General features: G+C 60.7%; 17 protein-coding genes. 8 read left to right on the top strand and 9 right to left on the bottom strand.

The features are described from left to right. Positions 1–78: 78 nt before the first annotated feature. From ACGSLL_RS09380 to cbiE, 8 genes are all read right to left on the bottom strand, one after another. Positions 79–525, bottom strand: a complete 447-nt coding sequence (locus ACGSLL_RS09380; RefSeq protein WP_394505188.1) for a DUF2946 domain-containing protein — start codon at positions 523–525, stop codon at positions 79–81. A gap of 21 nt (positions 526–546) precedes the next feature. Beyond that, a complete protein-coding gene (locus tag ACGSLL_RS09375; RefSeq protein WP_394505186.1) occupies positions 547–1,026 on the bottom strand; it encodes a copper chaperone PCu(A)C in 480 nt (159 codons plus the stop codon). Positions 1,027–1,073: 47 nt separating this feature from the next. After that, complete coding sequence (locus ACGSLL_RS09370; RefSeq protein WP_394505184.1) at positions 1,074–1,472, bottom strand: DUF2946 domain-containing protein; 399 nt, start codon at positions 1,470–1,472, stop codon at positions 1,074–1,076. Positions 1,473–1,571: 99 nt separating this feature from the next. Continuing rightward, positions 1,572–1,862, bottom strand: a complete 291-nt coding sequence (locus tag ACGSLL_RS09365) for an addiction module antidote protein (RefSeq protein WP_077570750.1) — start codon at positions 1,860–1,862, stop codon at positions 1,572–1,574. After that, a complete protein-coding gene (locus ACGSLL_RS09360; protein WP_332765091.1) occupies positions 1,859–2,167 on the bottom strand; it encodes a type II toxin-antitoxin system RelE/ParE family toxin in 309 nt (102 codons plus the stop codon). The genes ACGSLL_RS09365 and ACGSLL_RS09360 overlap by 4 nt, the downstream gene beginning before the upstream one ends. A 159-nt stretch (positions 2,168–2,326) precedes the next feature. Next, a complete protein-coding gene (locus ACGSLL_RS09355; RefSeq protein WP_394505181.1) occupies positions 2,327–3,055 on the bottom strand; it encodes a cobalt-precorrin-6A reductase in 729 nt (242 codons plus the stop codon). Beyond that, on the bottom strand, positions 3,052–4,149 hold the full coding sequence (locus ACGSLL_RS09350; protein WP_394505179.1) for a cobalt-precorrin-5B (C(1))-methyltransferase: 1,098 nt from the start codon (positions 4,147–4,149) through the stop codon (positions 3,052–3,054). The genes ACGSLL_RS09355 and ACGSLL_RS09350 overlap by 4 nt, the downstream gene beginning before the upstream one ends. Next, positions 4,142–5,353: a precorrin-6y C5,15-methyltransferase (decarboxylating) subunit CbiE gene (cbiE, locus tag ACGSLL_RS09345; protein ID WP_394505177.1), complete on the bottom strand. Its 1,212-nt coding sequence runs from the start codon at positions 5,351–5,353 to the stop codon at positions 4,142–4,144. Before cbiE ends, ACGSLL_RS09350 begins: the two co-directional genes overlap by 8 nt. Positions 5,354–5,553: 200 nt before the next feature. On the opposite strand from cbiE, the gene ACGSLL_RS09340 reads away from it, so the two are divergent. The 8 genes from ACGSLL_RS09340 (at position 5,554) to ACGSLL_RS09305 (ending at position 19,830) form a co-directional block, all read left to right on the top strand. Continuing rightward, complete coding sequence (locus tag ACGSLL_RS09340) at positions 5,554–6,210, top strand: hypothetical protein (protein WP_394505175.1); 657 nt, start codon at positions 5,554–5,556, stop codon at positions 6,208–6,210. A 129-nt stretch (positions 6,211–6,339) separates the two neighbouring features. Further along, positions 6,340–7,158 (top strand): hypothetical protein, encoded by an 819-nt coding sequence (locus ACGSLL_RS09335; RefSeq protein ID WP_394505173.1) that lies wholly within the window; start codon positions 6,340–6,342, stop codon positions 7,156–7,158. 50 nt (positions 7,159–7,208) lie between these two features. Next, positions 7,209–7,865, top strand: a complete 657-nt coding sequence (locus ACGSLL_RS09330) for a hypothetical protein (RefSeq protein WP_394505171.1) — start codon at positions 7,209–7,211, stop codon at positions 7,863–7,865. Positions 7,866–8,025: 160 nt separating this feature from the next. Further along, positions 8,026–9,324 carry a precorrin-3B synthase gene (gene cobG, locus ACGSLL_RS09325; protein ID WP_394505897.1) on the top strand — a complete coding sequence of 433 codons (1,299 nt, stop codon included), beginning with the start codon at positions 8,026–8,028 and terminating at the stop codon, positions 9,322–9,324. Further along, a complete protein-coding gene (locus ACGSLL_RS09320) occupies positions 9,317–9,943 on the top strand; it encodes a precorrin-8X methylmutase (protein ID WP_332765075.1) in 627 nt (208 codons plus the stop codon). Before cobG ends, ACGSLL_RS09320 begins: the two co-directional genes overlap by 8 nt. Further along, positions 9,940–10,674, top strand: a complete 735-nt coding sequence (locus ACGSLL_RS09315) for a precorrin-2 C(20)-methyltransferase (RefSeq protein WP_394505168.1) — start codon at positions 9,940–9,942, stop codon at positions 10,672–10,674. The genes ACGSLL_RS09320 and ACGSLL_RS09315 overlap by 4 nt, the downstream gene beginning before the upstream one ends. Further along, the gene (cobJ, locus tag ACGSLL_RS09310) at positions 10,674–12,374 is read left to right on the top strand and encodes a precorrin-3B C(17)-methyltransferase (protein ID WP_394505166.1); all 1,701 of its coding nucleotides are present in this window, start codon (positions 10,674–10,676) and stop codon (positions 12,372–12,374) included. Before ACGSLL_RS09315 ends, cobJ begins: the two co-directional genes overlap by 1 nt. Positions 12,375–12,666: 292 nt before the next feature. Beyond that, a complete protein-coding gene (locus tag ACGSLL_RS09305) occupies positions 12,667–19,830 on the top strand; it encodes a TcdA/TcdB pore-forming domain-containing protein (protein ID WP_394505163.1) in 7,164 nt (2,387 codons plus the stop codon). Positions 19,831–19,913: 83 nt separating this feature from the next. On the opposite strand, the gene ACGSLL_RS09300 is transcribed toward ACGSLL_RS09305, so the two are convergent. After that, positions 19,914–20,510, bottom strand: coding sequence for a MarC family protein (locus ACGSLL_RS09300; protein WP_025111770.1), 597 nt, complete (start codon positions 20,508–20,510; stop codon positions 19,914–19,916). Positions 20,511–20,528 lie beyond the last annotated feature (18 nt).

Raw genomic sequence — 20,528 nt, 5'->3', positions numbered from 1 at the left:
TTCCATCGAACAGTCGTAAACGACACGGCCGGCAGCCTGAAGCTGTCTTCTCAACCGTGTGCAATCAGCGGTGCTTGTTTATGCGGCGATGGGCGGGGCGCGGGTACGGGCGCCGGGGAAGAAGGATTGCCGGGCGTGACCCAGGCGTGGCGAGGGCGGGATAAAGGTATTCTGCGGCGGGACGTTCAACGCGACGAAGTCGCCTGCGCCGGTCAGCGCCGGGCAATTGAACAGCAGGCTGCAGTAGCCGCATTTTTCCCACAGTACATGGTGCGAGGATTGCGGCGGGCAGTGTTCGGCCGCCGGTTGCGCGTCATGGCTACTGTGGTCCATGCCGGGCATGTCGCTCGACATGTCCATGCTCATCGGCATCGAAGTCGAGGCGTGTTGCTCCATCGGCATCGACTGAGAAATCAGTGGGCCGATGAAGATCATCAACATGGCGAACAGGGCAATCCAGCTGCCGCGGGTCAGGTGTTCAGTCTGACGGCGTTGCGGGGTGGGCCTGCTGCCTGGCGAGCGCATGGGCGAGGTCTGCCGGATGGCTTACTGAGCGTGCGCGTGCGTCTGGGTGGTTTCCGGCGGTTTTTTCTGCACGGCGACTTCAACGGTGACGTCACCGGCCTTTTCGAAATGCAGGGTCAACGGGAAGCGCTTGCCATCGGTGAGCAGGCTGCGATCGCTCGGGTTGAGCAGCATGACGTGGTAGGCCATCGGTGCGAAGGTCACATTGCCACCCGCCGGAATCGCCACGCTCGGCACCTGCTGCATTTTCATCAGATCGCCCTGCATGATGTGTTCGTGCAGTTGCGCTTCGGGGGCGATTGGCGAATCGACGCTTAACAGGCGGTCGTCGGTCTTCCCTGCGTTGTGAATGATGAAATAGGCAGCGACCGTTGGCGCATTCGGCGGCAGTTCCTGCGACCACGGATGCGCGATTTCCAGCGCGCCGGCCTTGTATTCGTGGGCATGGGCAAAACACGCCGGCAACAACAGCGCAGCGACGATGATGAGTTTGTTCAACATGGCAGTTCTCCAGAACGATTTGAAACGCGGGTTATTGCGCGAACAAATCAGACCAGAGGGGAAGCTCGGGGATTGAGACTCGGCCATTGCTGGCGCGGTGTCGGTGTTTGCAACGAGGCGGGCGCGACGCTGCGATTGCTGTCAAAGCGGGCGAAATACAGCTGTGGCGAATGTCCCGGCAGCGCCACCAACGGCGCCGAGCCCGAGCAACACCAGCAATGCTGCATGTTCGAATGAGTGTCGTTGAGCGGCGCTTGCTGATCGCTGGCGCCGATATCGATAGCGACCATCTTCGTACCGCTGCCGGTGCAGAAAGTGCTCCAGAGCAATTGTTCGGCCGGTGAACTGGCCGCTTGCGCCATCGCCCCGCTCATCGGCATGGCGAGCATGTTGAACAGCACTGCAAAGCAGGCGATCCAGGCAAATGCTAGCCGGTGTCGGTTCATGGGACAGATCCGTTGGAGTGGGCGATCAGGCGCGGGCTATTTAGCCTGATCAGGGCCGATAAGTAAAAAAGCGTCGTGCGGTTTGGTGTCGCAGTGCTTTTAAAGTGTTACGGCATGCAATCTCAAGCCAAGAGCCTTCATGACTTTCATGATAGTTGCGAATTCGGGATTGCCAGTGCTGCTCAGCGCTTTATAAAGACTTTCGCGGCCCAAACCTGCATCCCGTGCCACTTGCGTCATGCCTTGAGCCCGGGCGATGTCATTGAGCGCTGCACGGATAAGGACGCCGTCACCTTCATCGTCGTCAAAACAGGCATCCAGATACGCCGCCATGTCCTCGGGAGTTTTGAGGTACTCGGCGGCATCAAAACGGGCGAATTCTTCGCTCATGATCTACTCCTCATTTCCGATGTGTGAGCCATCTGCACGGCGCGTTTGATATCTCTTTTTTGTGTCGATTTGTCGCCCCCGATCAGCAGCAGATAAATCACTTCACCTTTGCGTGTGAAGTACATCCTGTAACCAGGGCCATAATGAACACGCATTTCATAAACAGTGTCACCGACGAACCCGCAATCACCGAAGTTGCCATTTTCGGCTTTTTTGATTCTGGAGATGATTCGGCCTTTCCCATTGATGTCTTTCAAGGCGTCGAGCCATTCGGAAAATATGCGGGATCGTTCAAAAGCGATCATGTTGGGATCGTATTCCTTGGGATACAAGCTGGCAAGCCGCTTTTCTTGGCTGTCTGCTTGTCGGGATTGAAGGAACCGAAGTATTGGGGTGAGGATGTAGTGAAAAACAGTCGGCTGCGTCCTCAAAAATTGCAGGTAAATTCGCAAATAAATTCGAAGTCAGGAAAAGTCTGACGTCGTCAGGGCTTCAAGGACTTCAGACGCTGATCGAAATTCCCGATCAACTTCTGGCAACCCCGGCCGCTGCAACACCAGCACCGGCACCCCGCATTCGCGCGCCACTTGCAGCTTCGGCTCGGTAGCACTGCTGCCGCTGTTCTTGCTGATCAGTACATCGATCTGCCGGCGTTCGAACAGCGCTCGCTCATCCTCCAGCAGAAACGGCCCACGGGCGCCGATGACTTCGCAGCGTTCGTTGCCGGGGTAAACGTCGAGGGCGCGCAGGGTCCAGAACTGGTCGGCGGGGATTTCATCGAGGTGCTGCAGTGGTTCACGGCCAAGGGTGAACAGCGGCCGGCGAAACGGTTTGAGCGCGCTGATCAACTCGGCCCAGTCGCTGACTTCGCGCCAGTCATCGCCGGCCTGCGGCTGCCACGCCGGACGTCGTAATGCCCAGCAGGGGATACCGCTCAGTTGCGCGGCAGTCGCAGCGTTCTGGCTGATCTGTGCGGCATAGGGATGCGTGGCGTCGAGCAGCAGATCGACGCCTTCATCAGTAATGAATCGCGCCAGACCTTCGGCGCCGCCATAGCCGCCGACGCGCACCCGACAAGTCAGATCGCTCGGCACCCGGCCAACCCCGGCGAGGCTGTAAATGTGTTCCGGCCCAAGCGTTCGGGCAATCGCCAGCGCTTCAGTCACGCCGCCCAGCAGCAAAATCCGCTTCATGCAAAACCTCCGGCATGTCCGACAATGCCGCCCTGACGATCGATCGCAAACACCTCGACCTGCACCTGCGCCGGGACCACGCTGCGCGCAAAGTTCAGCGCATGCCGGCACACCTCATCGCCGAGCGCGATCCCCGCCGCAGCCGCCATGGCCAGCGCCTGTTGACTGGTGTTGGCCGCGCGAATGCCTTGCTGCAAAGCGTCGTCTGCGCCGATCGCCGCCGCCCAGTCAGCCAGTTGCGGCAAGTCGATGCTCGAGTGCCGCGAATGCAGGTCCATGTGCCCGGCTGCCAGCTTGCTGATCTTGCCGAAACCGCCGCACAGGCTGAGTTTTTCCACGGGCACTTTGCGCAGGTGCTTGAGCACCGCACCGACGAAATCGCCCATTTCGATCAGGGCAATTTCCGGCAGGTTGTAGACCCGGCGCATGGTGTCTTCGCTGGCGTTGCCGGTGCAGGCGGCGATGTGCAGGTAGCCGTTGGTCTTCGCCACATCGATGCCTTGATGAATCGAGGCGATGTAGGCCGCGCAGGAAAACGGCCGGACGATGCCGCTGGTGCCGAGGATCGACAGCCCGCCGAGAATGCCCAGGCGCGGATTCATGGTTTTCAGCGCCAGTTCTGCGCCACCTTCGACATTCACCGTGACTTCGAACCCGCCGCCGTAGCCGGTCTCCGCCGCGAGCAGGCTCAAATGGTCGCTGATCATTTTACGCGGCACCGGGTTGATCGCCGGTTCGCCCACTGCCAGCACCAGACCCGGGCGGGTCACGGTGCCAACGCCGGCACCGGCGATGAAGCGCACGCCCGGCTCGGTCAGCAGCCGCACCTGCGAATAAAGCAGTGCGCCGTGGGTTACGTCGGGATCGTCGCCGGCGTCCTTGATCGTGCCGGCTTCGGCGCCGTCCGCGCTCAGTCGGCAGAACTCCAGACGCATCTGCACCTGTTTGCCTTTGGGCAAGACGATCTGCACCGCATCGGCCGCCGTGCCGCTGAGCAGCAGGCGCGCGGCGGCGAGGCTGGTGGCGGTGGCGCAGCTGCCGGTGGTCAGGCCGCTGCGCAGGGGCGCGGGTTGTTCGGCGGTTTCGTCACGCATCGAAGGGTTTGACCAAGTCGAGCAGAGTGATCGGCAAGGCCTGACGCCAAGTGTCGAAGTCGCCGAGCGGCTGGGCCTGGGCGACGTGAATGCGCGTCAGCTCGCCGCCGTAGCGCTCGCGCCAGTTCATCAGCGTCAGTTCGCTTTGCAGCGTCACCGCATTGGCGACCAGACGGCCACCGGGTTTGAGCTGTTGCCAGCAGGTTTCGAACACGCCTTCGCGGGTCACGCCGCCGCCGATGAACACCGCGTCCGGGCGCTCAAGCCCGGCCAGCGCCTGCGGTGCCTTGCCGCGAATCAGTTGCAAACCGGGTACGCCCAGCACATCGCGGTTGCGTTCGATCAGTTGCTGGCGACCATCATCGGCTTCGATGGCCAGTGCGCGACAGCTCGGGTGCGCGCGCATCCATTCGATGCCGATCGAGCCGCTGCCGGCGCCGACGTCCCAGAGTAATTCACCGGGCGTCGGGGCGAGGCGGGCGAGGGTGACGGCGCGCACGTCGCGTTTGGTCAGTTGACCGTCATGTTCGAATGCTGAATCGGGCAGCCCGGCCAGACGCGACAAGCCGCGCGTCTCGGCATCCGCCAGGCATTCGAGGGCGATGACATTGAGGTCGGCTACCGGCGCATCAGGCCAGCCGCTGGCCATCGCGTCGACGCGTCGCTCGGCGTCGCCGCCCAGATGCTCAAGCACGCTCATGCGACTGGCGCCAAAACCACGTTCGCGCAACAGCTGTGCGACCGCCGCCGGGCTCTGACCGTCATTGCTCAGCAGCAACAAACGCACGCCGCTGGCCAGATGCGCATTCAGCGCCGCCAGCGGCCGGGCCACCAGCGACAGCGTCACTACGTCCTGCAACGGCCAGCCGAGGCGCGCGGCCGCCAGCGAACAGGACGACGGTGCGGGCAGAATCAGCATCTCGTCGCTCGCCACCTGCCGCGCCAGACTGGCGCCGACGCCGTAGAACATCGGATCACCGCTGGCCAGCACGCACACCGCCTCACCACGACGTTCCAGCACGGGCGCCAGGGAAAACGGACTCGGCCACACTTGCCGCGCGCCCCCAATGCACGGCGGCAACAGATCCAGCTGGCGCTGACCGCCGACGATCCGCGAGGCGCCCATCAGGGCACGCCGGGCCTGCTTGCCCAAACCCTTGAAGCCGTCTTCACCGATTCCCACCACTGTCAGCCAAGGGCTCATTCCGATCCTCAAATATCTGCAGGTCTTTACCGGGCGACATGATAACGCGATGGCAGTGCACTGACTGCTTTCTGTTTGTCATTCGGTAGAAATCAAATGTATCGGTTGTATTTAGAAAGTTCGTTTTCTTGTTGTTAGTTTGCTCAGGCGCCTGCGAATAACGTCAGGCAGATAAAATGAACTAATCAATGAGGTTTTCGGTGAGTGAAATTAATGAGGTCTTGTCTGATGAACGTAATAGTGCGGTGCAGGGTGGCAATCTTCTGTCTTTTTTTTCTGAAGTGAGCAGAGAAGATAAACGCTTCATAAAGAACAGCATGCGCTGGGCGGAACATAATGCAGACCTGCGCTTCAATAGAAAGCTGGAGTCCGCTAACTGGTTTGAATTTTATTCGGGCCAGCTCTGGTCGGTGGGTTGGGGGCTTGAGCATGAGCCCGTCATTGTTTCTGAAAAAAGCATCACCGGCGATGTTGTCGAAATCTGGGCGAAGTCACTCTCTACGCTCCTGAGTCGAGAGAAAGTAAGAGCCATGAAGGCATCATTTCAGTTGCTGGAATTCGATCCAGCGGCCATCGAGGTGTTTACCAGCAGTACACGCAAGTTTGGTGATTTCCGGTTTTCACCGGCGCAGTACAACCGTTACACGGAACTGGAGATAGTCATTAGTAACGTGCGTTTGCTGAGTTCTGAGTGGGCCTCGACCTATCTGTTCTGGAATCTGCAGCACAACGGCTCGCAACTGGACATCCAGTCCAGGCGCTTCGTTATCAAGCCAGCGCAGATCGACAAGTACCGAGAACGTCTTAATGCTGCTGTAGCCGAACTGCGGGTGAAGGAGATTGAATTGGCAGGTTAATGCGTTAGTTGGGGGGTGTCTGTGGGTGTGGAAACAAGTTGAATGAAGTGTAGTTTGATTGTTCTGTACTTGGCAGGTAATTTTGTTTTGCGCCATAGGGGCGCAATTGATATTTAAAAGGACTAAGTAATGAATATGGAATCTGAACAATTAATGTGCGCTGCGGAGCGCATCGCTTTAATTGAAGAGTGCAATGCATTTATTGCCGCACAACCTGTGCGGAGTGCGCGAGCGGCCAGCGTGGGTGTTGCCCTGCCAATCGATAAGGACGAACTTAATGCGGCCATTATGGGCTCGGGTATTGCCGGTTTTGATGCAAGCATGTCCAAACGCAGTAAGCGGATCGTCAAGAACACTTACATGTACGCCGATCTCGCAGCGTTGTTGAAGTATCCGGCGGCTACGCAAAAAGAGCAGCGTTACAATGAATTCATGCGTCTGATGAAACTGGCGGGCTGGTTCGCGTTCAGCCAGCCCTATAACCGCTATCAGGCCGAATCCCAGAGAGTGACAATGGACAATATTGCGCTATCGATTATTCACGGCGCGGTGGGTGCTGCTGTCGGCCAGGGACAGGCAGCCCTGAAAGTGTTGTCGACCGTGGCGGACTCGACCATGGAGGCGCTCAAGAATGAGCCAGAAGCGCTGGCACTCTTCGAAAAAAACTCGAAGAAAGCCGAAGGCGGCAATTTCTGCATGACCAGCGCCCTGCAGGATGCCGAGGGCGGGATCACCATGGCGGTCGCGGCGGTACAGTATTTTGCCAAGGCTCAGCAGACCAAAGTGCTGTTCATCGAGTGGGCGCCTACCAGCGTCGAGGTTTACAACGGCGCGGCCACTATGGAAATGGATGAAGAAGACTATCTGATCGCCGAGCCGCTGATCGTCAAGGCGCTTACCGCCATGCGCGAGAAAGCGTTGAGCATCGAATTTGGCACCGAGGCCTGATTTCGCTTAAGGCCAGAGGTGCGAACCTCTGGCTTTTCAGGAGAAGCCAAATGAGTACCGGACTGGGTTGTAATGCATTCGTTTGCGCTGGAACGTTGGTTCTGGTGGCAAGCGAGTTGCCTGATGCGCAGAAGACTGACGTACTGAATGCGCTGCTTTACGCACAAACAGTGGCCGACCGCAACGTAGCGGATCTTTCGGCGACCAGTTTATGGACGCAGGCCAGAAACAGGGCGATGAGTGTGACCGGAGCACTGTTGCTGGGGGAACCGGAGATACATTTTCCCGTGCCAATGCCGTCCAGTTTCAACGTGCTGGAACTGGCGCAGCAGGCCATGCACCGTGCGAATCCGGATATGGCTGTTATCGCCGATGACTGGCTTCAAGGTTTGCAACTGGAGCAAACACCTGCTGCGCTCGAAGTGCTTGAAAAGCATGTCGTGAAACAGGACAAGTGGGTCCGTTTCCTGCTCACGCTCGTCTCTGCGCAAGCCAGTATCACTACGGTGGTCATCTGCTTTCAGGCAGTCGGCCTCATGGACGCGTCGGCTATTGAGCGTCGTTTCAGTGGAGGAGCCATAGCCGGCAACATGTCTGTCAGCGCAAGCAAGGCGCTGCTGGAGCCGGAAGATTATGATTTTTCCCGGGCAGCGGTACTTTCGTTATTGGGAGAGCGGTGTCTGGAGCAAATCATTGGCTTGACCTGAGCCGCTGTAGCTCGAGCGCTCAGCCAGTGTGTCTGCCCGTCCATGTTGCGTTCCGACGGGCAGACTTTTCATGCCGGCGGACAAAGCAGGCATAATACCGCGCCTTCGCTTGCGAAGCGCCTTTGCCACGCAACCGGTCAGCCCCTTGAACGAACGCCCGATTTCCACCGCTTTACGCCCCTCGGCCTGTCCGGGGTTGCTGCGTATCGTCCAGGCGCTGGATGGCGGGATCTGCCGGATCAAACTCAACGGCGGTTCGATCAGCGCCGATCAGGCCGACGCCGTGGCAGACGCCGCAGAACGCTTTGCCAGCGGCGCGATCGAGGCAACCAACCGCGCCAATCTGCAGATTCGCGGAATCGGCGCGCAGTCGGCGGCATTGATCGACAGCCTGCTCGCTGCCAGCCTTGGCCCACGTACCGCTGCCGGCGACGACGTGCGCAATCTGATGCTCAGTCCCACCGCCGGGATCGATCGGCAGATGCGCTTCGATACCCGCGCCCTCGCCGAACAAATCCTCGACACCCTGCAAAGCCATCCGCGGTTCCATGAGTTGAGCGCCAAATTCGCTGTGCAACTGGACGGCGGCGAGGCGCTGGCGATGCTCGAGCATGCCCACGACTTATGGTTGTCGGCGTTCGAGCGTGACGGCGAAACCTGGCTGGCCTTCGGCCTGGCCGGCTGCCCGACCGATCGTGCGCTGGGTGCAGTGGCGGTGGAAAACGGCCACGCGCTGGTGGTGGCGGTGCTGGAACTGTTTCTCGACCTGGCGCGTCCCGAGCAGACCCGCATGCGCCATGTGCTTGAAGAACTTCCCGTGCTGGCATTTCTTGAGCAGTTGAGAAGCCGCGTGCCGGTCAAAGCCATCAGTGGCTGGCAGCGCCAGACTGTGCAGGACGATCTGCACATCGGCGAGCATCCACAAAGCATGGCCGGGCGAGTGTATGTCGGCGCGGTGCCGCCGCTGGGCCGCCTCGATCCGATGATGCTGCGCGGTGCCGCGCAACTGGCCCGTCAGTTCGGCGATGGCAGCCTGCGCATGACGCCTTGGCAAAGCCTACTGCTGCCGAATGTCACGGCGGCGGACGCTACAGAGGTGCTGCGTCGATTACAGGCATTGGGTCTGCTGACCGAGGCCACTGAACCGCTGGCGCGGCTGATCGCCTGCACCGGTGCCAGCGGTTGCGGCAAAGGTCTGGCCGACACCAAGGGCGACGCCCGACAACTGGCGACGCTGTTGCCCGCAGCGGTCGAGGTGCATCTGAGCGGCTGCGCGCGTTCCTGCGCGGCGGCGCACTGTGCCGCGGCGACGCTGCTGGCCGTCAGTCCCGGTCATTACGATCTCTATTTTCGCGATGCAGCGTTGCCGGGTTTCGGCGCGCTGCACGCCTGCAACCTTACTATTGAAGCGGCCGCGACCTTGCTCGCCGCCCGCGCCCGGAGCCCCCTTGATGCTTGATTACATCCGCGACGGTCAGGAGATTTATCGCAACTCCTTCGCGATCATTCGCCGCGAGGCCAATCTGGCGCGCATTCCGGCCGACCTGGAAAAACTCGCGGTGCGGGTGATCCACGCCTGCGGCATGGTCGAAGCCGTCGATGGCCTGCAATTTTCCGAGGGTGCTGGCAAGGCCGGGCGCGATGCGCTGGCGGCTGGCGCGCCGATCCTGTGTGATGCGCGGATGGTCTCCGAAGGCGTGACCCGTGCGCGCCTGCCGGCCAACAACGAGGTGATCTGCACCTTGCGTGATGACAGCGTGGCGGATCTGGCTCGCGAGCTGGGCAACACCCGTTCTGCCGCGGCGCTGGAGCTGTGGCGTCCGCACCTTGAGGGCAGCGTAGTGGTGATCGGCAACGCGCCGACTGCACTGTTCTATCTGCTGGAAATGCTCGATGCCGGCGCACCGAAACCGGCGCTGATTCTCGGCTTTCCGGTGGGCTTCGTCGGCGCCGCCGAATCGAAAGCCGCGCTCGCCGCCGACAGCCGTGGCGTGCCGTTCGTGATCATGCAGGGCCGCCTCGGCGGCAGCGCCATGGCTGCCGCCGCGGTCAACGCGCTCGCCACGGAGGTGGAATGATGCAGGCCCAAGGACGTCTGATCGGCCTCGGTGTCGGCCCCGGTGATCCGGAACTGATTACCGTCAAAGCCCTGCGCCTGCTGCGCGAATCGCCGGTGGTGGCGTACTTCGTCGCCAAAGGCAAAAAGGGCAACGCGTTCGGCATCATCGAAGCGCATCTGGTCGAGGCGCAGAACCTGCTGCCGCTGGTGTACCCGGTGACCACCGAAGCGTTGCCGGCACCGCTGTCCTACGAGCAGGTGATCAGCGATTTCTACGACGAAGCTGCCGTGGCGGTCGCCGAACATCTGGACGCCGGGCGCGACGTCGCGGTGATCTGCGAAGGAGATCCGTTCTTCTACGGCTCTTACATGTACCTGCATGATCGCCTCGCCAGCCGTTACGAGGCCGAAGTGGTGCCGGGTGTGTGCTCGATGCTCGGCGGCGCTTCGGTGCTCGGTGCGCCGCTGGTGTATCGCAACCAAAGCCTGTCGGTCCTGTCCGGTGTGTTGCCGCACGAAGAGCTGAAACGCCGCCTGGCTGATGCCGACGCGGCGGTGATCATGAAGCTTGGGCGCAACTTTCCCAAAGTGCGTCAGGTACTCGCAGAACTCGGCCTCGCTGAGCGTGCGCTGTATGTCGAGCGCGCGACAATGGCCAACCAGAAGATCGTGCCGATGGATCAGGTCGAGCCGATGTCCTCGCCATACTTCTCGCTGATCATCGTGCCCGGCGAACGGTGGCAAGGCTGATGACGCCGATCACTCCCGCCATTGTCATTCTCGGTCAGGGCAGCCTGGCTACCGCACGGCGCATCCAGCAGGTGTATCCGGCGGCGCAGATTCACGGCCTCGCCGGGCGCGTAGAAGGTGCCGATTGCACCTATCAGGAATTCGGCGCGACCCTGCGCGCGCTGTATCAGCAGGCCACGCCGATCATTGCCCTGTGTGCGGCGGGGATTGTCATTCGTACGCTGGCGCCGCTGTTGCTGGAAAAGGGCGCCGAGCCACCCGTACTCGCAGTCGCCGAGGATGGCAGCGCGGTAGTGCCGTTGCTGGGCGGCCTCGGCGGGGTCAACGTCATGGCGCGGGACATCGCTGCCGGATTGCAGGTCGCAGCGGCGATCACCACCAGCGGCGAGTTGCGCTTTGGTACCTGCCTGCTCAATCCACCGAGCGGTTATGCGCTGGGCGATCTGGAATCGGGCAAGCGCTTTGTCTCCGACCTGCTCGCCGGCCACAGCGTGCGCATCGAAGGCGCGGCGCCGTGGCTGGATCAGGCGCAGTTGCCGCAGGACCCACAGGCGCAACGCGCGATTCATGTCGGCAGTGCCGAGCGTCAAGCGAGCGCCGATGAATTACTGATTTACCCGCGCAGCGTCGCGGTGGCGGTGAGTGCAGAAACAGCCGACCTGGCGAATGCCGTGCGCAGCGCGTTGCAGCAGACGAAAATCGCCGTGCAATCGTTGGCCTGCCTGCTGGCGGCTGACAGCGAAATGGCTTCGGCAAAATTGCGCGAAGCGGCGCAGGAGTTGGACGTGCCGCTGCGCTTTGTCGCGGCGCAAAGTGATCTGCAGGCCGTCGCGCTGGCTGCCGTACCGCAAGCGCACATCTACCTCGTGCAGAATCTGGCCATTGCAGTGGCCGCCGAGCCGCTGGACATCGAGCAAGTCGGCCGTCCTCGCGGTCGTCTCGCCGTGATCGGCCTCGGCCCCGGCGCTGCCGAATTGATGGTGCCGGCGGTGAAGGCCGAACTGGCGCGCGCCACCGACGTGCTCGGCTACGAAACCTACGTGCGCATGGCCGGCCCTTTCCGCGACGATCAGGTGCAGCATTGCACCGACAACCGCGAAGAAATGCAGCGCGCCCGTCACGCCTTCCGCCTCGCCGCCGAGGGGCGTTCGGTAATCGTCGTGTCCTCGGGTGATCCCGGTGTGTTCGCCATGGCCGCCGCGGTGCTTGAAGCGTTGCACGAATCGAGCGACCCGGCCTGGCACAGCGTCGACCTGCAAATCCTGCCCGGCGTCTCCGCGTCGCTGGCCACCGCCGCGCAGGCGGGTGCGCCACTGGGCCACGATTTCTGCGTGATGTCGCTGTCGGACAACCTCAAGCCGTGGTCGATCATCGAGAAACGTCTGGATCTCGCTGCGCAAGCGGATCTGGCCCTGGCGTTCTATAACCCGATTTCCCGTGCTCGACCGTGGCAATTGGGCAGGGCGCTGGAGATCGTTGCGCAGCACCGCACCCCTGAAACACCGGTCGTGCTGGGCCGCGACATCGGACGTCCGGGCCAGACCTTGCGCACCACCACCCTCGGCGCGCTGACGGCGGATCAGGTCGACATGCGCACGATGGTGCTGATCGGCTCCTCCACCACCTGCACTTTCCCCCGCGCCAGCGGTGGTGAATGGGTTTATACGCCGCGTTGGTACGGCGAAAAGCCGCTTTCCTGACTTGCGCGCCGAGGCAAGTTGTAAGCAACTTGTCTCGGCGTGACATCCGGTCAAAGTGCCTGTCTGAATATTTCCTTTTGAAACCGGACGATGCATGCGTCAAGAACGCCACTTTGGCTGTCCGGGTAATGACTGGTGGGCAACTTATATGTTGCCGGATGGTGCGCGTCAGCCACGTGACTGTTATTCGATGTTTCTCCAGTAATCATTTGAGTTTTGTGTTTTTTGAAGTCGTTGCGTCGGCGGCATAACTTCGTCCAGGTTCACTTTAATGAATCAGGGATGAAGGCTAATGGGTGTCATGGAACAGTATGTCGGCGAGGCGGATTTTATTTCTGCCGACGATTACTCAGCGCTGCAACGCGCCTTGAAGGAGTTTTCCACTACTGGCGAATATGCCGAGTTGGCAGCGCTTTACGAGAGGGTCAGCAGGGCCTCGGAGTTCACTGAAAAACTGCAAGTCGTAACGCTTTTCCTCGACAACTTCGAACGTCTGGCCAAGCGCAAGACAACGCCCATGCCGGCGGCCATTGATCGGATCGAAACCAGGCTGCGCGATTACGCGGCACGCCTGGCAGCAACGGTAAGCATGCTCAGTGACCTGCCCACGCCAGTGCCGAAGACAATGCACTTTGTCTGGGTCGGCGGCAGTCAGGTCGGCGCTATCCAGCGTGATTACATGAATGTCTGGCGCCAGGTTCTGGCCACGGAGGGCTACCAGTTCAATCTTTGGTACGACAGCGATGCCTTGCTGGCTTTCGAAATGAATCGGGTCATTTCCGAAAGCGCGCGAGTGGATGCAATGGAGTCGGGCGGCGACACCGTGAGCCGCCCCGGTGCGCTGGCAAAGATGATCGAAGATCGTGCGCGAGTCCTGAAACGCGAGATGTTCGAGTTTCTGCAACAACCACAATGGCAAGGCAAAGCCGATCAGGCCCGGATCGATTTGATGGTGCGCGCTTACGGTAAAGACCGGGTGACACTGGAGAACTTTCGCCAGCAATGTTTGCAGACCCATGAACAAATGGCCGGCGGCGACTTGCAGTTGCGCGACGTTCGTCAAGAGTTTCACGGGCATTTTCTGGCCGATGTTTATCAGCGTGAAGTGGCGATGCGTGGCAACTTCGCCGCCGCCAGTGATGTCGTGCGCTTGCAGGCGCAATACCTGGAGGGCGGTCGTTACAGCGACATGGATTACTTACCGCCGTTGGCTGAAAAGTTGGGCGGCGTCGATATAAGTGGGTACAGCGAAGAACAACGTATTGGCGTATTGCAGGTGTTGCTCAATAACGACAAGTCACTGATGCCAGGTCGCGACCGCCATCGCTATCTCGACAGAGTCGGGACTATTCCTGCTGCGGATCTGCAAGCCTTGCAGACGTTTGCTCGCGACAATCATCGAGTCGGGGAAATCTTTGTCACCCCCAGGGAGCGCTCCGTACCGCGGGATGCGATGCGTCTGGGGACAGCTCACGGTGTTGCCGTGACGGGCGAAATGAACGCGCACATCCTTGCCCACGCGAGAAGTGGCATGACCCTGGCGTACATGCAAATGATCCGCTTGAACTATGACTGCCTGCTGGAGGTGGAGCGTCGTGTGATAGCCGCCGGCGTCGATACCCAAGATGAGGGGCGGGTGGTCGCGATTATCCAGAACGTCGTTAATGAAATGCTCGCGCAACAGCGGTTTCCAGCCTCACCGATCCATTTCGCCGCAGGCAAGCTCATCGAAGCTATCCATTCCTATTATCAGGACGGGATCCGGGTTGGGGCGCGCAGCACGATCACGCTTACCGGGCCAGGTGCAGCGGCAGCCGGGCTGACCAAATACATCGAAGAGCACTTGCTGCCCGACCAGATTGATCAGATTCGCAATCATCTGAAACTGGTAGAGGGCTACAACGTCCATACCGAGGAGGAAATGATCTCCGGCTGGACCGTCAATGACGACGAGGCGCAATGGCTGGCCAAGGAGCAGGAAAAATGGCGCAGCGGCAAACTCAAGTCGCGTTATACCGGGCGACTGGCGGATCTGCTCAAACCGCAACAGACGCTGACGTTCAAGCAGGGCTGGCCGGTGGTGGGTGGTAAGGCGGTTTTACTGACGTCGGTCCTGCAGCGATGGGTCGATGACCTGGGCGAGCCCTTTATCCGAGCCATGCGCGAAAAACTCAGCGGTGAAATCAGCTTCACCGATGCTTTCGCCATCGGCTTCGACACGCGGCAGTTGATTGCTGCGCAATCGCAGAACGAGCTGCCGGTTTCCCATGGTGCCGAAACGTCCAGCAACCTCAACGAACTGTTCAGTCGGATTGCCCATGACGCCCTGCCGCTGCAACAACTCAGTCCGCTTCAGCGGGTCACGCTCGGTGGGATTTTCGGAGCAGGCAGTCTGGACGATGCGGGCTTTGCGGATGTCTGGAAAAGCGTGCGTGAGCTTGCCGTGGCAACCGATGGCGACGGCACTTTCGCGCGTTTCGACGCCATCGAGAAAGCCATTCATCAGCGCCCGGAATTCGAGACGGCGCTGGCGCGGGGTGAGGCGCATCCTCGGCTGACGGCGCGCGAACTCAAGGTCCAGGCGCTCTTCGAAGCGCTGACGGTGCGGCAGTGGGGCGAACGTATCGGGCAGATCAAGCGCACCGCGCAGCGTGAATACCGCACCCGGATCATTCAGCACAGTGCGCAAGTTCGAGAAATATTCATCAGTGCCGGCGCAACCTCGGCCCGGCAACTGTCGCAGGATTTGCTGATGCAGACGACCAGCGACCCAGGGCGACGGTGTTATCCGCTGGCGCTGTTGATGGGCGCCGCAGTGGTCGCCGGCGAGTCGGCCGAGCGCACGCTGGTCGGGCATGTCGCTACGGCCAACATCGATCCTGAACACACCAGTTCCCGGGCGTTGCTCAGTGCGCTGAACGAATTGCGGACTGTCCCGACCAACACCATTGGCAGGCCTCTTGGCGTGCAGAATCTGGACTCGCTGATGCAGCAGCTGGAGGCGAAAACGGCTTCTACCGTCCTGTTGCTCGACACCGGCGATCACGCGTTGTTGATGGCCAAGGTGCAAGTAGACGGCCGGTTCGTCTACCGCTTCTACGATCCGAACTTCGCCATTTACGGGTTCGCCACAGGTGCCCAGGCCAGGCTCGGCATGGAGCGTTATCTGAGTGCAGGCGATAGCGCGCTGGCCAGGCTCTACGGGCTGGGTGACATGGCGGGTGCGCAATTCAATGTGATCGAGCTGAACACCGAGGTAATCGCCGCGCGCAAGCTGTCGGCGGGGTTGCGCGTAGACAGCTTTTTACACTCGCCTTCGAGCGATTCGCGACGTGCCTCGGTCTGGGCCAGACAAGCGCTGGCGCGCCAGCGCTCGCTCAGCGAAAACGCGCGCATGGGCACAAGCCTGGCGCAGGTGGACGCGCGGTATTGGGCGCAGGCATTTGGCGAAGCGACGCAGCAGTTGCGCAGTGAACACTCGCTAGGGCGCGGATATCTGCCGTTGCTCGACACCCTCAAGCCGCAGGCGGATGGCGCTTTTTCGCTGACGCTGGCCGATGCGCAACATCCGCATCAGGCGCGAACGGTCAGCACCATTGACCCGCGCTTCAACAAGCTCAAAGCGCATCTGCAGCAGTTGGTCAAAGCGGCAAAACCGCTGGCTTCGGCCGAGTCTGACGGCGGCAGTCGCTTGAGTTTTGCCTTTGCGATCCAGACCCTGATCACCGAAATGCGCCAGCGCGATTACCAGGCTGGCGATCAGTTGCCAGCTCTGTCGATCGCTTTGCAAGTGCAGGTCTACGTCAGTTATGCCCAACTGGGGTTCGGTGTGGTCAGCGATACCGCTCAGGTGATCAACCTGGTGCGGCAGGTGGCCGCCAGTGAGCAAGCGCTGCTGCGTCAGTCGTCACTGGCTGGCCGCGTGCTCGGGCCGGCAGCTACCGGTGTCGGCTTTGCGTTCTCGCTGGTCAACATCGGCTTCGACATCTACAACCTTTCGCTGGCGCAGAACCACGAGCAGCGCTCTCGTTTTTCCACTTCGCTGGCGTTCAACGTGGCGGCGTTGGGGCTGGACATTGCCGCGCTGGCGGTCGGAGGAACGGTCGGTGCGGCGGCGGCCATTCTGTCCGTGCCGTTGCTCGGTATCGGCATCGGTGCTACCGCGATAGCCAGCAATCTCGGGCAAATCGCCGACAAGGCCACTGCGGTCGGCAAGCATTTGCGTGCCATTTACAACGCTTACCAGCCAGGCGCTTTTACCTTTGCAGACGGGACGCTGCAGTTTCCGCCCGAAGCCGTCATTACCCAACTTGACCTGCAAAACCGACAGATCCGTTTCGACAGCCAGCGGTTTTATCCGTGGGGCGGTGGCCCGCTGGAGTTGCCGCAGTACAACGATGACCCGAAGCAGATTCACCGCTCGCTGAACATTCGCCAGGCCTTCGGTCTGGCCGAGAGCGCAACACTGGATATCCGCGACGATGCTGCGCTGCATACCGTGGTGCTGCCCTGCACGCCGCTTTGCTATTACGGTTACGAATATCAACTGGGGGGCGCCGGCTATGTCTATGAGCCATCGGCGGGCGAGCGGGTTGAACCGCGCAGCTCCAGTGAACATGCCGAGCCGCACTGGTACGCAGCGTTTCATCCGTTCGCCGACCTTGGCGATATGCTAGCGACGCAACGGGACGAGCGTATCCACACCCGCTACCCGCAATTGCGCAACAGTGCGGCGGACAAGCTCGAATACGATGAACACGGCAACCGGCGTTTCTATCTGCACAGCACGCCGTCGCTCAAACACATTCTCTACAAGCTGCATCCGGTCTATAAACCGACCACGATCCGCGTGCAGATCAACGATCAGGTTCGTCAGTTGGCGGTCCCGACGCTGCCGGTGGAGTGGCAGCAAAAACTTTCCTATGAAATCACCGCCACGCCCGGGCACTGTCAGTTACGCCTGACTCCCGGTTTGCGCGAAGTGACATTCAACGGCTTCGGCAAATGGCTGGTGCATGCGCCCTGGGCCAATCTCGAGCAGGTCAACTTTGCTGATGCTGTGATTGCTGATGACGACGGCCCACGGTTACATCTGGCGGGGCGCCAATTGACGGTTGACGGCATCGTGCTGTCGGCTTTCGAGGGGCTGATCGAACTCGCCGGGGGGGAACTGTACGAACTGGACTGGCAACAGAATGCATTGCGCCTGGTATCCGTTACGCTTGTCGAGATCAACCATCCGCGCGATGTCCTTGCGCGACTGCGCAAACTGGGTGACGAGGATCGTCTGGCGGCCGGCTATCTGCGGCTTGAGCGATTCAACGTGCCGTTCACTCCGGCCAGCCAGACGCTGAGGACCACGGCTTTTTACGATGGCCCGCGCAGACGCCTGTTGTACGCGCGCAATCTGCCCGGCGCGGTGAACGATGGCTTGCTGCTGGGCGCCGCCACTGCCGATGAAGCGTGGTTTTATCATCCCGATCACGCCACCGTCTGGCGCGTCGCTGTGCTCAGCGGGCAAGTCGTGCAGCGCTATCGTTTGCCGAGTCTGGAATCTGGCACAAAAATCACTGCTTTCGGGCAACTCGCAGACGGCACTCTGCGTGTCTCGCAGCAGTTGGTTGAACCGGAAAACCTTAACGTGCGGACCACGCTGGAGTTTCATCTGGCTGACAAGAGCGTGACGCTGACCGACATCACTCTATGGTCGCCCGGATTGGAAAATTCCCTCCTCAAACCTGAAGAGGGCAGCCGGATCGCGTTTTTTCGACATCGCCAGAAACCGCCTCGCGCCTATACCGACGGAACCCCCGGCATGGCTCCTGCCATCAGCACCTGGCGCTACGCACCGTATATTCATGCGCAGGCTTATTCTTTCGATCAACTGCTCGAGCGAGCCTGGATCGCAGCGGAAAACGGGCGCTATTTCCGCGCAGACCCTGACAGTGACGCGGACCGAGTGTTGCTCATGCCACGATCCGCTGATCCGGCCACAGCACTGCTGTTCTTCAGCAAGCAACGTCAGATGCTCAGCCATGGCATCGAACTGCGCGACAGTGTGTTCGTGCAGCAAGCGCTGGCAAGGGATGTGGTTGATGTACGACGTGTCGGCGATAGCTACCTCGCCACGTTGAGTGATGGGCGACTGTTCGAGATCGATCTGGACGGCAAGAACGATAACTGGTTATCGGAACTAGACAGGGATGTGTTGCAGTTCGTCGGCCTCGGCCAGCGCTGGCTGCAACAACATCCCGACTGGCTGGCCGCACTGCCGGCGCTGGCCAGGAAGTACAACAGCGCAGCATTTGCCATCATCGGTTTACGCGCCCAGGCAAACCAGCCCTTTCTGGCTGCGTGGTGCGTGGACGAAAAGCTGATACTGGCGCAAACGCCTGGCAAACGCGAGCTGACATTACTGGGCCTGACGCCGGACCGGCAGGCCGTCTGGCTGCTGGATACCGAAGCCGGAACACTCTGGCGGCAGACGCTGGTGTCCATCGACGAAGCTCGCGCGGCGTTCGGCAATAGCAGCATCGTGCAGCATCGCCAGGCCTTGCCACAGGCCGAACCGGTCTGGTCATCGTGGACATTCGGCGAAGTTCTGCCGCGGGGCGATGGCTTGCTCGGGCGCACCCGCGAAGGCGTGACGCTGCAACTGCAGGATCAGCAACCGGCGCGGATCGTCGGCACGGAAAACCGCTGGTCCTGTCGTCTCGGCGAAACGCCTGCGCAATTGTGCGAGCGCTTGAAGCAGTTGCTGGACGGGCAAGCCCATGCCGCCTTCCTGCCCATCGAAAATACCGGTAATCGTTACCAATATTACGTGCCGACGCTGAATCGGCTGTTCGATGTGTCCGCGCGGGACGATGGCCAATGGGCGACGTTCCTCGGTACGCGCGATACAGACAATCCGCTACTGCTCGACCCGATTGACGTATTGCTTTTCAGTGCCGGGACGCTCGATGGCGTCTGGTTGCCAGGCAGCCATGCTCAGCGTGAAGCACAGATCATGGCGCTGCAGGTGAGCGACGACCTCACCGAGGTCTCGCCATTGCTGGTGGACGGCGTGGACAAGCTGATCCTGAGCTTTGGTTCGCACACGGAGGGCTATCGGATTTCGGCTGATGGCTGGCAGCGTCTGGATTGCATTGTCGTCGATGTGCGGCGTCCGTCAGGCAGCGACACGGCGGAGCCAGGTTTGCTGGTGCTCGACGTTGGGGAGTGTGGGCATTGGTTGATGTCGCGGGTCGCTGACGAGTTGCTGCTCGCCGATCCGGACAGTGGCCGCAGTCTGATCGTGCGCAACGCCCAGGAACAGAGCGCCTGCGAGCTGGCCCTCAGTGTGTCGGGTCGTCAATACCTGGTCGCGCTGGAGCAATGGCTGCTGGCGTTTGAAGCCGTTCAGGACAGCGACGCCATCGCCACGCTGGCGTCTGTGACTGAACAGCTGCCTTGACTGGCTGAGCCTGCACAATAAACCGCCGCGAGCGTAGCCGTTCGCGGCGTTTTATCGAACCCTGTAATTACAGCTGTCGGCGCTCAAGGCACCAGATAGCCTTTGACTCCTGTAAAAATGATCTGCGCCGCCAGCGCGCAAACAAACAGGCCCATCAAGCGGCTGACGATCTGCAAGCCCTGATCGCCGAGAATTCGCTCAATGCGGTTCGATAGATAAAGCACGACGCCGACCGTGAAACTGGCCAGCGCAATACTCATGATTGCCGTGAGCTTGTCGTCCCAGTGCGGTTGGCTGACGCCCATGACCAGCAACGCGCCGATGGTGCCGGGACCGACCGTCAGCGGAATGGTCAGCGGTACGATGGTGACGTCCTGCTGCACGTTGTCGGCCTGCACCGCCGGTTTGCCCTGCGCCATGCCCAGTGCCGAGATAAACAATACGCTGCCGGCACCGATGCGGAACGCATCAACCGTGATGCCGAACACATCGAAGATCACCCGCCCGAACAGATACAGCAGGACGCTGGAGACCAGCGTCGCCACTGCAACTTTCCAGGCAAGACGCCGTTGCTCCTTGCGCGAATAACCGCGGGTCAGGCTGATAAAGCAGGACAACACGAAGAACGGGCTGTAAAGCACAAGCATCTTCAGGTAAACACTGAACAACACATGGAGCATGGGTGCAGGCTCACTGGC

Origin of the sequence: Pseudomonas retamae (genome assembly GCF_043496865.1) — a bacterium.
In the GTDB taxonomy this organism is placed as follows: Bacteria; Pseudomonadota; Gammaproteobacteria; order Pseudomonadales; family Pseudomonadaceae; genus Aquipseudomonas; species Aquipseudomonas retamae.
This window is presented reverse-complemented; position numbering and strand designations above follow the sequence as displayed.

Coding starts and splice junctions, on each gene's coding strand:
- ACGSLL_RS09380 (WP_394505188.1), bottom strand. CDS start 525: ATGCGCTCGCCAGGCAGCAGGCCCACCCCGCAACGCCGTCAGACTGAA.
- ACGSLL_RS09375 (WP_394505186.1), bottom strand. CDS start 1,026: ATGTTGAACAAACTCATCATCGTCGCTGCGCTGTTGTTGCCGGCGTGT.
- ACGSLL_RS09370 (WP_394505184.1), bottom strand. CDS start 1,472: ATGAACCGACACCGGCTAGCATTTGCCTGGATCGCCTGCTTTGCAGTG.
- ACGSLL_RS09365 (WP_077570750.1), bottom strand. CDS start 1,862: ATGAGCGAAGAATTCGCCCGTTTTGATGCCGCCGAGTACCTCAAAACT.
- ACGSLL_RS09360 (WP_332765091.1), bottom strand. CDS start 2,167: ATGATCGCTTTTGAACGATCCCGCATATTTTCCGAATGGCTCGACGCC.
- ACGSLL_RS09355 (WP_394505181.1), bottom strand. CDS start 3,055: ATGAAGCGGATTTTGCTGCTGGGCGGCGTGACTGAAGCGCTGGCGATT.
- ACGSLL_RS09350 (WP_394505179.1), bottom strand. CDS start 4,149: ATGCGTGACGAAACCGCCGAACAACCCGCGCCCCTGCGCAGCGGCCTG.
- cbiE (WP_394505177.1), bottom strand. CDS start 5,353: ATGAGCCCTTGGCTGACAGTGGTGGGAATCGGTGAAGACGGCTTCAAG.
- ACGSLL_RS09335 (WP_394505173.1), top strand. CDS start 6,340: ATGAATATGGAATCTGAACAATTAATGTGCGCTGCGGAGCGCATCGCT.
- ACGSLL_RS09330 (WP_394505171.1), top strand. CDS start 7,209: ATGAGTACCGGACTGGGTTGTAATGCATTCGTTTGCGCTGGAACGTTG.
- ACGSLL_RS09320 (WP_332765075.1), top strand. CDS start 9,317: ATGCTTGATTACATCCGCGACGGTCAGGAGATTTATCGCAACTCCTTC.
- ACGSLL_RS09315 (WP_394505168.1), top strand. CDS start 9,940: ATGATGCAGGCCCAAGGACGTCTGATCGGCCTCGGTGTCGGCCCCGGT.
- cobJ (WP_394505166.1), top strand. CDS start 10,674: ATGACGCCGATCACTCCCGCCATTGTCATTCTCGGTCAGGGCAGCCTG.
- ACGSLL_RS09305 (WP_394505163.1), top strand. CDS start 12,667: ATGGGTGTCATGGAACAGTATGTCGGCGAGGCGGATTTTATTTCTGCC.
- ACGSLL_RS09300 (WP_025111770.1), bottom strand. CDS start 20,510: ATGCTCCATGTGTTGTTCAGTGTTTACCTGAAGATGCTTGTGCTTTAC.